Origin of the sequence: Acinetobacter lwoffii (assembly GCF_015602705.1) — a bacterium.
Classification (GTDB): Bacteria; Pseudomonadota; Gammaproteobacteria; order Pseudomonadales; family Moraxellaceae; genus Acinetobacter; species Acinetobacter lwoffii_E.
This window is the reverse complement of sequence record NZ_CP059081.1, coordinates 950,376-964,320: the sequence shown is the minus strand read 5'-3', so window position 1 is coordinate 964,320 and position 13,945 is coordinate 950,376. Positions and strand designations below refer to the sequence as shown.

The window sequence follows — 13,945 nt, the reverse complement described above, 5'->3', positions numbered from 1 at the left end:
TTGACTGTTGGCAGGAATCCGGCAAACTCTAATCCCTTTCCTGCATCTAAAAACAAGCAAAAATTTCGAAAATCTGCATGGAACAAAACTATGGCGAATCACTTTGAATTCAATATCCGCGTTTATATTGAAGATACTGATGCGGGTGGCATTGTCTATCACGCCAATCATATTCGCTATATGGAACGTACCCGTACCGAATGGTTACGTGCCGCTGGAGTGAGCCATTACTGGCATCAGACAGACTACAATTTTGTGGTGCATAAAATTAATGTCAAATACATGCGTCCGATCCTGATGGATGATTTAATTACTGTTACGGCACGTGTCATTTCATGTAAAGCTTCATCATTTGTATTGCAACAAAATATTTATCGTGGTGAAATCATGCTTGCATCAGGTGAGGTTGAGTTGGCATGTATCAGTGCAGAGATGCGACCACGTCGACTCCCGGATGAAATCCGCGAACTAATTCAAAAAGAATTGGAACAAGACTAAAAAAATTTATTGGCACACGTAACAACTATGGCGACTCAGTTAGAATCATCTCTTCAAGTTTCAGATCTTATTTTACAAGCAAGCCCTGTCGTACAACTGGTGATGCTTTCTCTCCTGTTAGCCTCAATATATAGCTGGTATCTGATTGCCAGGCTCTATATGAGTTATAAAAAAGCCCAGGCCGATGATGAACATTTCCAGAAAATCTTCTGGTCTGGTGCTGAGCTGAATACCCTGTATAACAATGCACAACTCAATTCCAAACGCACTGGCCTTGAAGATATTTTCTATCAGGGTCTGGGCGAGTTCCTGAAACTGAAAAAACGCCATGCGCCAACTGCCCAGTCGATTGAAGGAACAGAGCGTATTCTGCGTGTCGGTTTAAGCCGTGACCAAGGTCATCTGGAACAAGGTCTGGGTGCATTAGCAAGTATTGGCTCGGTTGCGCCTTATGTCGGTCTGTTCGGTACAGTCTGGGGCATCATGAACGCCTTTATTGGCCTGGCAGATGTTGATCAGGTGACACTGGCGACGGTCGCACCCGGTATTGCAGAAGCACTAATTGCAACAGCGATCGGTCTGTTTGCAGCTATTCCAGCAGTATTGGCCTTTAACCACTTCACGGCCAAAGGTGAAACGGTCTACTCTGACCGTGCACTGTTTGCTGAAGAAATGGTGGCGCTATTGCAACGTCAGTCTGTGGGCGTAACTCAGGACAAAGACTAATGGCGATTCAAGGTTCAGGACGCTTTCAGCGTATTAAAAAGCCACTGAAAAGTGACATGAATGTCGTACCATATATCGATGTCATGCTGGTACTTCTGGTGATCTTTATGGTCACCGCTCCGATGATTACCAGTGGCATCAAGGTTGACTTGCCTCAGGCCAACGGATTACCGATCGAATCCAAGGATGCCCCGACCATTGTCACACTGAAAGAAGATGGTTCATATTATCTAGAATATAAAAATCAGGCGACTGGTCCGGTCACACTGGAAGAATTGACGCGTACTCTGGTTGATGCCCAAACCCAGGCACAAAATGAAAACAAGGTGCTCAATGTCGTGATCAATGGCCATAATACCCGTCCATATGGCGATGTCATGGCCTTGATGTCCAGCCTGCAGGATGCTGGCCTTTCTCAAGTCGGTTTACTGACCAAACCCCTAGAATAAAGTATGAAAAATTATCAGAAACCGCCCTTTCAAAAAAAAGCAATTGCGATTGGATTTACGCTCGGCATCCATGCAGTGGCTTTGGTGGGCTTACTTTATCTGGGCATGAGTAAACCCCCTGAACCGCCAAAACAGATCAAAACCGTTCTGATCAAGCCAGAAGACCTTAAACCGGTGACTCGCGAAGAAACCGAATTTGAGGAAACTGCACATGAAAACGTCGCAGAAGAAATTACCCAAACTGCTGAACCCAGTATAGAACCGGCTCCTGTCATTCCAACTGCTGCCCCTGCTGTACCTGTGACTCCACCTCCGCCAAAAGTCGATACACAAAAAGCGCAGCAGGAGCTAAAAGCGGCAGAGGCAGCACAAGCCAAGGCTGCGCAGCAAGCAGCGGAAGCAGCAAAACGTGCCCAAGCCGCTGAACAGGCCAAACAGGCAGCAGCCAAAGCTAAAGCCGATGCAGCGCAAAAATCCAAGGCGGAAGCCGAAGCTGCACGCCAAGCTGAACTGAATGCACAACGCAAAGCCGATGCTGCTCAAAAAGCCAAACTGGAAGCACAGAAAAAAGCTGACTTAGCTGCCAAGCAAAAAGCGGATGCTGCAACAAAAGCCAAAGCAGAGGCTGATGCCAAACTTAAGGCTGAAGCTGCTGCTAAAGCAAAGGCAGATGCGGCAGCAAAAGCCAATAATGATGCAGCGGCGAAACGTAAAGCAGATGCGGATGCGAAAGCTAAAGCCGATGCAGCGGCTAAAGCCAAAGCAGACGCGGCAGCTAAGGCTAAAAATGATGCAGCGGCAAAACGCAAAGCGGACACTGATGCGAAAGCCAAAGCGGATGCGGCTGCTAAAGCAAAAGCCGACGCTGATGCCAAACGCAAGGCAGATGCCGACGCTAAGGTAAAAGCGGATGCAGACGCCAAGCGCAAAGCAGATGCCGAAGCAAAAGCCAGAGCTGATGCAGAGGCCAAAGCTTCAGCCGCTAAACAGGCTGCTGAAGAAGCTGCACAGAAAAAAGTGGAATCAAAACGGATTGCATCCACTGCGAAGCGCGATTTTGAAAATAAGATCAAACGCGCCTGGGATATACCAGTCGGATCATCAGGCCAGCGTGCCACTGCACGTGTAACCCTGAATGATAATGGCGGTGTGGTCTCGGTCATTGTGAATTCAAGTGATTCAGACATGAAAGCCAGTGTAGAAGCTGCAGTCCGTGCTGCCGCACCTTATCCAATGCCATCCGATCCAGATGCACGCAGAGAAGCACGAAGCTTTACTTCAACCTTTACTGCGCAATAAAAAACGGAGCCATCACATAAATAATGTTGTGATGGCTTTTATTTTTTAAGCTAAACTTCACTTTAAATTGATTAAATAATATTCACTTTTCACAGTGTCATAACAGTTTGGTCATAAATTCATGGTTTTATTCTATTAAATCCATGCGATGATGTAGCCCAAGCACCTATACAATAAATCCGTTGATTTGAGTAAATAACGAATGATGGAAAAGACTCGCAAACATCTACTCTGCCTCGCAATCATTAGCGCTTTAAGCCCTGTATTGGCAACCCAGTCCTATGCCCAATTGCATCTGGAAATTACCAAGGCACCTGAGGCAGCACCTAAAATTGCCGTTGTACCTTTCAGTCAGGATCAGAGCATTTATCCTATTGTGGAAAATGACCTGAATCGTTCTGGCCGCTTTACCAGTGCTTCAAAAAACCTGCCTGCAACAGCGACATTGAATAATCCGAATGCAGAAGCTTGGGCATCAGCTGGTGTTCCCTATGTAGTCACCGGCTCATCCAAGACCACAGCCGATGGTTCTTTTGAAATCCAGTATCAGCTCTATGATGTCGAAAAAAAACAATATCTATTAAATGAATTGCTGACTGTTCCAGCCTCACGCACCCGTCAGGCAGCGCATATGATCAGTGATGCCATCTATCAGGCATTGACCGGTATTCCGGGTGACTTTAGCGGACGTATTGCCTATGTGCTGCGTAATCCTGCTACGCCGGAACAACGTTATACCTTGCAAATTGCCGATACCGATGGCGAACAGCCAAAGACCATTTTGACCTCGCGTGATCCAATCCTTTCTCCGGCATGGACACCAGATGCCAAAAAAATCGCTTATGTGTCCTTTGAAACCAAACGCCCGGCGATTTATGTACAGGATCTGGCAACAGGTCAACGTGAAAAACTAGCCAGCTTCCGCGGTTTGAATGGCGCGCCGAGCTTCTCTCCAGATGGCAAGAGCATGCTGTTTACTGCTTCTATGCACGGCAATCCGGAAATCTACCAGATGAATCTGGAAACGCGTCAGCTACAACGTATGACCAATGACAGTGCCATTGATACTGAAGCACGTTATTCACCAGATGGAAAATCTTTTATTTTCACTTCTGACCGTGGGGGTTCTCCACAAATTTACCGCCATGATCTTGAATCAAGTAGCAATAAACGCCTGACCTTCCGTGGTGCATTCAACGCACGCGGCACGCTGAGCACAGATGGTAAAAAACTTGCATTAGTTCATCGCCCAAGCGGCAGTAACTATCGAGTTGCGGTTCAGGACATGACCTCTGGTGTGAACAACATTTTGACACCAACAACGCTGGACGAATCGCCAAGCTTCTCGCCAAATGGCCAGATGGTGGTCTATGCCACCCGTGAAGGTGCACGCGGACTCTTGTCGATCATGTCGCTGGATGGCCGCTTCCGTATGAATTTGCCAAGTGAAACGGGCGAAGTCCGTGAACCGGCTTGGGCACCAAAATAAGATTTTTATATTGATAAACCCTTTACCCCATAATCAAACTTCATGGAGATGAAGATGAACAAAGTAAAATTATTTGCCTTGCCACTTTTAGCAGCAGCTGTTGTCATGACAGGTTGTGCGAGCCGTAAGCCTGCCGCTGAAGTTCAAACGGGCGGTTTAGATACGACCGGTACAACAACTGTGAATACTCAAGGCCTGAGTGAAGATGCAGCACTGAATGCACAAAACATGGCAGGCGCTTCTGCAAAAGGCGTTACTGCAGAAAATAAAGCATTTTTGGCAAAACGCGTAGTGCATTTTGACTATGACAGTACTGAACTCAGCAATGAAGATTTAAATACGCTGCAAGCCCATGCGCAGTTCCTGATGGCCAATGCCAATTCACGTGTAGCCTTAACTGGTCATACAGATGAACGCGGTACACGCGAATACAACATGGCACTTGGCGAACGTCGTGCTAAAGCAGTTGAAAGTTTCCTGACCACATCAGGGGTCAATGCAGGTCAGCTGGAAGCTGTCAGCTATGGTAAAGAAATGCCGATTAACCCGGGCCATGATGAAAACGCGTGGAAAGAAAACCGCCGTGTAGAAATTAATTATGAAGCGGTACCACCATTGTTGAAATAATTTTCATTCATGATGGTTTCATCAAATAAAAAGCACTCAATCATGAGTGCTTTTTATTGGCTTCAATGAAAGAATCGGTCTACTTGGGAAGCTTATCTTGTTCAGCCGGATGCATCGATTCGATCAGGTCATGTTTATTGAATTGTTTGTACTCTGGTTTTGCTTCATAATCCCGCCAGGCTTCTTTCATCTTGTCTTCAGAGATATCATCTAAAGTAATGCCTTCGCTTGGCGTTGGAGTCGCATCAAACTTCAATGTTGTCATATCTGTGCTCCTATTCTCAATTTTCCTTTGTCTTCAACATAGCACTTTCCGCAGGAGTTGCAAGGGCAAAATCGATACAAATAATCCAGTTTAATTTTTCTTTTAGTACGTTCTCATCTAAAATATAGCCGCATATCGTTTTGATCATTTTTTCCCGATTTAAGTTTTGGAGTTTCCCCTATGTCATACCGCACTTTATCCCAGTTTTTACAACAACAAAGCGGGAATCTCACACCTGAACTTGCACAAGTTATTGAAACGATTGCAAACACTTGCAAAGACATTGATCAATTACTGCAAAAAGGTGCTTTAGCGGGTGTATTGGGAAGTGCACAGCATGAAAACGTTCAAGGCGAAGAGCAAAAGAAGCTGGATGTCATTTCTAATGACTATTTGATTGATGCCTTGCAGCAACATCCAAATGTGGGTGGTTTGGCCTCAGAAGAACTGGATGAATTCACCCCTGCACAAGAAAATGGTCAATTTCTGGTATTGTTCGATCCATTAGACGGTTCAAGCAATATCGACATCAATATGTGTGTTGGTACTATTTTCTCGATTCTTCCTGCGAAGAATGCTGTGACTCAGGCAGAAGACTTTATGCAAGCCGGTGTTCATCAGGTAGCTGCAGGTTATGTGCTTTATGGCCCGTCAACCATGTTGGCATTGACGGTCGGCGCAGGCGTGGTGTTCTTTACCTATGACCCTGAGACTCAAGAATTCCTGCTGACTTCTGAAGCAATTCAGGTAGCTGCAGATACTAAAGAATATGCGATCAATGCGTCGAATCAACGTCATTGGGAAGCACCAGTACAGCGTTATATCGATGAATTGTTAGCAGGCAAAACCGGTCCGCGTGAAAAAGACTTCAATATGCGTTGGGTTGCTTGTATGGTGGGCGACATTCACCGTATTCTTTGCCGTAGCGGTATCTTCATGTATCCATATGACCTTAAAGATCCGGCTAAAGCTGGCCGTCTGCGTTTAATGTATGAAGCTAACCCAATGAGCATGCTCATGGAACAGGCTGACGGTGCATCAACTACAGGTCGTGTGCGTATTCTTGAGATCGAACCGACAGATCTACATCAACGTGTGCCAGTGATCATTGGTTCTAAAAACGAAGTTGATCTTGTGACCAGCTACCACAACTAATTTTTATAGCGGTAGTCGATATTGAATCGGCTGCCGTGGATTATATCTCCCATGCCAACTTTTTTTCTTGATTCAAAAGACAATCCAAAGATTAAACACTTACGTGGTTTAATCGAACAAAATACTTATCGTAAAAAACAAGGTCAAACGGTTTTAGAAGGCACGCATCTGTCTCTTGCCTGGCTACATGAAAACCGTAAAATTGATTCTATTTTCACTACTGAACATGCACTTTCACATCCTGATTTCGAGAAAATTCTCGCAAAATACACAGGTATGGTCTTTGTTCTAAGCGAGTCTTTATACAAAGATTTAAGCACCTTAGGAACATCTTTAGCCTGTTTAGCTGTGGTGACTTTACCAACAGCAAATTATGCATTGGATTTTAAAGCAGACACTTTGATTCTGGAAAATGTACAGGATCCGGGTAATGTAGGCACCCTGCTTCGCTCTGCTGCTGCTGCCGGTATTGAACAAATTGTGTGTACCAAAGGTTCTGCATCGCTCTGGTCTCCACGCGTATTACGTGCCGGTATGGGTGCACATTTCACACTGCAAACCTTTGAAAATATTTCGCTTGAACAAATTCTTGAGCAATTTCAAATCCCTGTTTATGTAACCAGCTCACACCGTGCTGAAAGCCTATATTCAAAAGACTTACGTAAATCTTGCGTGTGGATTCTGGGCAATGAAGGCCAAGGCGTGTCTGATTATGCGATGCAACATGCTGAAGCCGTGAGCATTCCGCAACCTGGGGGTCAGGAATCACTGAATGTCGCCATTGCGGGTTCGATCTGTTTTTTTGAAATGGTACGTCAACGTATCTAATTAGGGATTTAGGTTACAGTGTTTTAATACGACCCTGCCCGTGTATAAAATAGATTAAACTACAAAAATAATAAACTTAATTGTCAACCAAACCAGGATTCCCAACGTTATATGATTATGAACTTGGGAATAATGGTGGGTGTCCAATGACAGGATTTTCCATCTCTATGGATTTAGCACCAAAACAGTTGCAAACACACGATGTAAGTATTCTGAAGAGTACGGCTGAAGCACGTCTGAAGAATTTCATGCAGGATGTGACTGGGCGTGCTTTGGTGATGATGGAAAGTGCGACTCAAGGTCATCATGGTATTGCCATGGATCTGGTTCAGGAAGCTTTCATTTCCTTACACAAATCCTATGCAGAAAAAAGCACTGAAGAATGGTATCCCCTGTTTTATACCATTCTCAACAATAAGTTACAGGACTGGCGCCGTAAAGAGTCACGGCGTGGTCAAATGTTTTCATTTTTCAAAAAAGTCAGTCTTGATGACGACGAAATTGAATTTGATGATGTCGTCGATGAATCAACACCAACGCCGCTGGACTTTCTCGATCAGGCAGTCACTGCTGAAGAAATCCAGGAAGCGATTGCAAAATTGCCTGTGCGTCAGCAGCAGGCATTTATGCTCAGAGCTTGGGAAGGATTTGATACGCATACCACCGCACAAATTATGAACTGCACAGAAGGCAGTGTAAAAACCCATTATCACCGTGCTATCCAAGGCTTACGCGCCTCTTTAGCACATTTAAATCCATATCTGGGAGGGTCATCCGAATGAATCAAGATGATTTCTTAAAACAAGTAACTTCCAAACTTGATGGACTGGCACAACAACATAAAGACAAACCTGTTGTCATGCACCATGTTCTTGAAGAAATTCAGGATTCAAAACACTCACGCTTTGCATTTCTAAAAATGTCAGGTTTTGCTTTGGCAGCTGCGATTGCAGGCGTTGTGGTATTACCAAATCTTTCGGACCATAACGAACCACAAACTCAAATGGTGTCAGTCCCAAAACTGTCTCCGCAAATGCTTGAAGATTTAGAAATGTTAATGGTTTTAGGTGAGGACAAAGTTCCACATGGCAGCTAAAAAATTGGCGATTGCTTTTTGTGCATTCAGTTTTCTGCAAACCAGCTTTGCAGGATTTGAACGTTTTTGGCTATTTTCCAAAGATGCGAACACCCAAGTAACTGATACTTGGGATAGTCTTTCTGATTCTGAACAATTGGCACTGATTAAACGTTACCAATCTCTAAAAGAAATCCCCGAACAACAACGTGTCAGCTTGCAGCAGCGCATGGACTGGTTTACCCAACTCCCTGATGCGGAAAAACAGAGAATGCGTGAGACTTGGCAAATGATGAGCAGTCAGGAACGCAAAGAACTGGGCGCACGTATGCAAAAAGCGTCTCCTGAGCAACGCCTTGCCATTCGCGAAGAATACATTCTCAAATATCAGCAAGTGACTCAGCAGCCTAACTTGCATTAAACACTTAATATAAAAAAGCCTCCATATGGAGGCTTTTTTGATGTTTCAATCATATTTTATTTTCTTAAGCGTCGATAACCTGCAAGCCCTAATAATCCTAGTAGCCCCCACATTCCAATTGCCCCACCACCACTTGAGGACGTATTCGTATTTTTAACTGTATTACGTAACAAGATTGTCGCTTTTTCTGACATTTTTTCATCAGCATCAAAAATCGCATAATCCATGCTGTAATTTGCCTGGCTTAAATTATTTTTTACAGTAAATGTCAGCTGTCCACCATAACAGGTCTGATTTTGATAGGTATCAGGACATGCTCCTTGTCGCTCTGCCTTCAGTGAAACTCCCGCAGGCAGCTTAACAATATGAATCGGGATCTCTTTTCCATCTTTATCTTGATAAAAAGCCGACTTTCCTGATGGTAGAGGCCCATCCCCATCATCACTATCATTTTCAAGCGGATTTACCATCACTGTAAGATTATTCTCTGGACTAAGCCGATATTCATCATCTTTTGCAATTGGTGCAATGTTGTTAAAAGCTGCTCTTAAGAGGCCAGCACTGCTTACACCTGTAGCCTGGTCTTTAAGTGTATAACTACAGAACTCCATATCAACCGAACTGGTCTGCTTACCATCAGTGCGATACATCATGATCCGGTTTAAATCAGGTTTCCACTCACATTTAAGATTTGGATCATTGGGATTTCCTTCCACAGTGGTCGAATTACCAGTACCAATTAACTTACCAACACCTAAAGTTTTTACACTGACCTCATAATTTTCTGAATTTAAGGCTTTAATTTGAATCTTATCATTGGTTAGAGTTTCTTGAGGCATAGCCAAGATAAAAGGATTAATATAGATTGCACGATATTTCTGATATTGCTTGGTATATTTAAGCAAATCCTGATAACTTTTCAATTCTTCCTTTAAACCAGGAAGCTCATTTTCTGGAGTATTTTTATCAGCAATGATTTCTTCGAGATCATCTATATTCTCCTGATAAAAGTCATTGAGTTCTACCAAACTCTTATTTTGCAAGTCCGTAATATCGGCTGCAGTCAAACGTCGGATTTCAACTGAGCCGATCTCGCAAGTATTTTTTGCACTTGGATCAAATGTTAATGTGGATCCAATCACACGATCAATACCACGCTGGTCTTGTTCAATACAGCCACTCACTCCGATATCTACCAAATCCGTTGCGGTCTGATTATCACGCGGGTAATACAGCCCTAAATAGCGATTATCAATAGCAGGCTCAATATAATTTGTTAATAAACTGCTGATTATATTGTTAGAGACATCAAGATTATTTGAAGTAGTATCTTCGTCTAATTCTGGCAATACGCAACGTGATGACCCAGTCGTTTGAATTGCATTTCGAATTGTAGAAAATTCAACACGTTGTGCCTTGGTCGGATTTCCCTGATTTAAGGCATATTCACAAGACAGGCCTTGGTTAAAGGCTAAAATATTGAAATTAAAATACCTAAAACCGGTATTGTCATAAAATAAAGTAGATTGGGCTGTATTTTCAACAATAGTATTACTTAATGCAGTTAAACTGGAGAATTTACTGAGCGGACGATTAACTTCATTCGTCATACGCACAATATGTCCTGTGGTACTTGCAGTATTCTTCGCAATAGTAGAGTTAACAATTTCTACTGTGGCATAGCCACAAAAATCAATAATACTGTTAGTAGTGTCTGAACCGTTTTTAACAATACTACTGGAATTAATTTTCACATTGGTTTGAGTTGTCCCTAAATTTCCCTGACAGTCCATTGCCAAAACACTACCATATGAACTCGCCTGATTTTTTTGAATCAAAGAATCCTGAATGACAATATTCCTTTCCGTATTCATTGCTACACTATAAATCGCCCCACCTTCTGCAGCAGCTCGGGAATTTACTATTTCACTGGTATTAATACTTAAAGGCCCGGCTACATAAAAAGTACCGCCATTCCCTTTATCCAAGGTATTTATTGCTGCATAACCATCCTTTAAGATCAGATGATGAATTTCCAGACTGGATTGACTGGCCATGCTATTAAATAATCTGGTTTTCCCCTGACCCGAAATAGTACTTTTTAAAGCCTCCCGGGTTGGATATAACAGCGTAATCGGACTACGACTAGCATAGTTAAGCGGAGTTTTCCCATAAATTTTGAGCGCTGACTCTACGATCAGCTCTTTATCTAATTTGTACTCGCCTGCTTCAAGCTGAATCACATCTGCAGCTGAACCATCCAATCGAAGCGTACGTCCTACATTACATCCGCCATAAGATTTATCCAGTTTTGCAGTTTTAATGGCTTCTCGCAAAGAACAGGCATTATTATTCTCGCCATCTTCATCAGCAAAAGTAGTTACATATATCGTTTTATCTTCGGCTGCCATCAAACTCATGGCAGATAAAATCATGGCCGCAAGCAGTCCTTTTTTATAATTTTTCATGATTTTTCCTTAATCTTTTAATCCACGGCGTAAACCTATTAATCCGAGTAAAATCAGTAGCCCACCACCACCCCATGAGCCGCCTGAAGTTTTGACTGCTTTGTCTTCCATTTCATTTTTTGGCTCCTGAACAATTTGAGTAGTAATAGTCAAATAAGGTTTACTTTTATTAAACCGTGTCGATGAGGTCACCACTTGTAGTTCGAAAATATCTGCTCCATGCCAGGTAGAATCCGGGGTATAAACGACATTGCCATGAATATCGATGATTGTTTTACCCTTGGAAGCTGTTTTGGTTTGTACCACTTTCAAACAGCCATCTTGCCAAGGCTCCCCCGTCGGATTCTGACCAACAATGGCATTACACTGTTCTTTTGGAATTAAATCACTATCTCCCAGATAAGATTCAATTGAAAACTTGGCAATTTCACCCTTTAACAGATCTTGTCCCACCAGACTGCCTGAGATTGGTATCGTGATTTCAACAGCACCACGATCACAAAACAGATTATCCATCAAACGGTTGATCCCGCGCTGATCTGCCGCTTCACATGCTACCGTTGGATTTGCTAAACTCAATCCTGTGCCTCTATTCACAATCGGTGATTCACTCACAAGGATATAGTTCAACAAAATTCGTGGGCGCATATAACCGAGAAATTGTCCTTTAGGAACGCTATATGGACAAAGTATGGCATTATTATTTTCTTGTAGGGTCTGACAAATACCTTCACTTTTATCTGAGGATTCAGCAAAAAGTCGTGTACCATTCCAAAACTGGTTCGGCGCGACGGCATCCCCTACACCACACGAGGCTGTCAGCAGATTATTTTGCGACACAGACTTATCACCAGTGATAATTTGGCAATCCTGTGTACCATTTCTTAAAATAATACTATTCGCTACATAAGCTCTTCCATACGGTGCATGGATATTTAAAGCAGTATTTTCATTGTCAACTATGGTGAGATTATTCAATCCCATCCCGTCCAGGACATTAATAAATACACCCTTATTTTTTAGTATCGTACTACTTAATACCTCCCCACTAATACCTTGATCTTTACTGGAGTCAGCAAACTGTCCCGCGCTATAAATATTGGTCGCGGAATTATCCAGTGTCTGATTATTTTTAAGTACACTTTGATAAATGAGGAAAGCAGGTAGCTCGCTATACAGGATCCCGCCTCGTTGGGCTTTATTATTTTCGATCAGACTATTTTTAATTTGTGCACGGCTTGTTAAGTTCTGACCAAACTTGCCAGCATTATAAATTGCCCCACCCAAGTTGGCAGCAGCATTAAATAGACGGTTATATTCTAGAATTAGCTGACCTTTATTATAAATTAGGCCACCTTGTTCAGCACAACTGGTTTTACCACAGCCTTCAAGATCCAGTTCTTTCAAATTTAACTGAACCAATGTATCTGTACTGTTGATCCGGAAAAGGTTATCAGTACCTTTCATTTGAATATGAGCATTATGCAAGCCTAATGCTTTTTCATCCGTACTGAATTCGCCATCACTTTCTGCGACCGCACGGATGGTAAGAGATTTTTTAATCGCGATATGCTGGTTCAACACATAGGTATTTTTTTCTTTTAAAATAATGGTACTGGATGAGTTCTCCCCACCACACCCCATAAAACCTGATTTAGCTAAGCCACGGTTAACATACTCAACAGCTTCTCGAAGTGAACATTCCTTGTCATCTTTTTCAATATCTTCTGTAGTGGTTACAATAATATCTGCACTATACGACTGCCCCGCTATACATAGCAAAGCTATGCCTATGCTCTTCTTGAGCATAACCTTCTCCTTAATTTTTATTTCTTTCTTTTTCTTCTAAAGTTGCAGAATCCTTGCAACAGCGAATTATTTTGCCTTACTGTGTCATAGACTGAGTAATTACTCAAGAATTTTTATATTTTACCGATATTCGTCAATCAAGGCATATATCTGCCGCAGATTAGCATTGCTGACTTTCAATTTTTCCCCTTTAAGCAATTGAATAATCTGCTCTAATCTTTGAAGCAGCACTGAAGTTTGATGTGGCCCATGGCTTAGTAAATAGTCAAAGATTTGAGGGTCTAAATGGATCCCACGACGATCGAGTACCGAGGAAACCAGCGCATAGCGATCAGCATACAAACTGCCACTCGGAACACGGGTACTGACCGCCTGCGTGAGACGGGATTGTAAATCTGGCAATTCGAGTTTGAGTTCGATAGGTGCAAAACGTGACGAAAACACCAACTGCCCACCACCTTCATTATTATAATTAATCAAGTGAAATACTGCGCGTTGCCAATGGGGTACGCCACTAATCGCTTCGATATCATCAAGTGCTACCAGATCAAAACGATCTAGAGAAGTAATCGCCTCAGTCGGTGCATCTAAAAGTTCAAGCAAAGATACCTGAATTGCAGATTTACCCACTTCCAGATAAGAATCACAGATGGCAGACAACAAATGACTTTTACCTGTACCGGCTCCCCCATAGATATAAAATCGGTTGATCAGGCCTGCATGTAATTGCCGGATAGCATCAATGACATGCCCCCAACCCGGCCCTGAAAAATCACTGATTCGGGCATCGAGCTGAGGTTCTATATCTAACTGCAATTGACGCATACGATTTTTTG

15 protein-coding genes are annotated in these 13,945 nt (G+C 42.9%); 11 read left to right on the top strand and 4 right to left on the bottom strand.

Annotated elements, in window-relative coordinates:
- The first annotated feature begins 90 nt into the window (after window positions 1–90).
- The 6 genes from ybgC (at window position 91) to pal (ending at window position 5,088) form a co-directional block, all read left to right on the top strand.
- Entirely contained in the window at window positions 91–498 is a 408-nt protein-coding gene (ybgC, locus tag H0S56_RS04595) for a tol-pal system-associated acyl-CoA thioesterase (RefSeq protein WP_004645668.1), read from the top strand.
- Between the two features lie 27 nt (window positions 499–525).
- Window positions 526–1,224 (top strand): protein TolQ, encoded by a 699-nt coding sequence (gene tolQ / locus H0S56_RS04590; RefSeq protein WP_004645669.1) that lies wholly within the window; start codon window positions 526–528, stop codon window positions 1,222–1,224.
- Window positions 1,224–1,673, top strand: a complete 450-nt coding sequence (tolR, locus tag H0S56_RS04585; RefSeq protein WP_004731735.1) for a protein TolR — start codon at window positions 1,224–1,226, stop codon at window positions 1,671–1,673. The genes tolQ and tolR overlap by 1 nt, the downstream gene beginning before the upstream one ends.
- Window positions 1,674–1,676: 3 nt before the next feature.
- Window positions 1,677–2,972 (top strand): cell envelope integrity protein TolA, encoded by a 1,296-nt coding sequence (gene tolA / locus H0S56_RS04580; RefSeq protein ID WP_195725768.1) that lies wholly within the window; start codon window positions 1,677–1,679, stop codon window positions 2,970–2,972.
- A gap of 205 nt (window positions 2,973–3,177) precedes the next feature.
- Window positions 3,178–4,461, top strand: a complete 1,284-nt coding sequence (tolB, locus tag H0S56_RS04575; RefSeq protein ID WP_195726051.1) for a Tol-Pal system beta propeller repeat protein TolB — start codon at window positions 3,178–3,180, stop codon at window positions 4,459–4,461.
- A gap of 54 nt (window positions 4,462–4,515) precedes the next feature.
- On the top strand, window positions 4,516–5,088 hold the full coding sequence (gene pal / locus H0S56_RS04570; protein WP_195725767.1) for a peptidoglycan-associated lipoprotein Pal: 573 nt from the start codon (window positions 4,516–4,518) through the stop codon (window positions 5,086–5,088).
- Window positions 5,089–5,167: 79 nt separating this feature from the next.
- On the opposite strand, the gene H0S56_RS04565 is transcribed toward pal, so the two are convergent.
- On the bottom strand, window positions 5,168–5,353 hold the full coding sequence (locus tag H0S56_RS04565; RefSeq protein ID WP_195725766.1) for an NF038105 family protein: 186 nt from the start codon (window positions 5,351–5,353) through the stop codon (window positions 5,168–5,170).
- A gap of 180 nt (window positions 5,354–5,533) precedes the next feature.
- Between H0S56_RS04565 and H0S56_RS04560 the strand changes: the two genes are divergently transcribed.
- From H0S56_RS04560 to H0S56_RS04540, 5 genes are all read left to right on the top strand, one after another.
- Window positions 5,534–6,508 carry a class 1 fructose-bisphosphatase gene (locus H0S56_RS04560; protein WP_004731742.1) on the top strand — a complete coding sequence of 325 codons (975 nt, stop codon included), beginning with the start codon at window positions 5,534–5,536 and terminating at the stop codon, window positions 6,506–6,508.
- Between the two features lie 51 nt (window positions 6,509–6,559).
- Window positions 6,560–7,336: a TrmH family RNA methyltransferase gene (locus H0S56_RS04555; protein WP_195725765.1), complete on the top strand. Its 777-nt coding sequence runs from the start codon at window positions 6,560–6,562 to the stop codon at window positions 7,334–7,336.
- Window positions 7,337–7,503: 167 nt separating this feature from the next.
- Window positions 7,504–8,118: an RNA polymerase sigma factor gene (locus tag H0S56_RS04550; protein WP_004645678.1), complete on the top strand. Its 615-nt coding sequence runs from the start codon at window positions 7,504–7,506 to the stop codon at window positions 8,116–8,118.
- A complete protein-coding gene (locus H0S56_RS04545; protein WP_004645680.1) occupies window positions 8,115–8,432 on the top strand; it encodes a hypothetical protein in 318 nt (105 codons plus the stop codon). The genes H0S56_RS04550 and H0S56_RS04545 overlap by 4 nt, the downstream gene beginning before the upstream one ends.
- A complete protein-coding gene (locus H0S56_RS04540; protein WP_195725764.1) occupies window positions 8,422–8,832 on the top strand; it encodes a DUF3106 domain-containing protein in 411 nt (136 codons plus the stop codon). Before H0S56_RS04545 ends, H0S56_RS04540 begins: the two co-directional genes overlap by 11 nt.
- Window positions 8,833–8,888: 56 nt before the next feature.
- Here H0S56_RS04540 and H0S56_RS04535 read toward each other — a convergent pair whose 3' ends face one another.
- The 3 genes from H0S56_RS04535 to hda form a co-directional block, all read right to left on the bottom strand.
- On the bottom strand, window positions 8,889–11,300 hold the full coding sequence (locus H0S56_RS04535; protein WP_195725763.1) for a CSLREA domain-containing protein: 2,412 nt from the start codon (window positions 11,298–11,300) through the stop codon (window positions 8,889–8,891).
- Between the two features lie 9 nt (window positions 11,301–11,309).
- A complete protein-coding gene (gene rbtA / locus H0S56_RS04530; RefSeq protein WP_005247619.1) occupies window positions 11,310–13,109 on the bottom strand; it encodes a rhombotarget A in 1,800 nt (599 codons plus the stop codon).
- A gap of 120 nt (window positions 13,110–13,229) precedes the next feature.
- A complete protein-coding gene (gene hda / locus H0S56_RS04525) occupies window positions 13,230–13,934 on the bottom strand; it encodes a DnaA regulatory inactivator Hda (RefSeq protein ID WP_004279125.1) in 705 nt (234 codons plus the stop codon).
- Window positions 13,935–13,945: the final 11 nt, after the last annotated feature.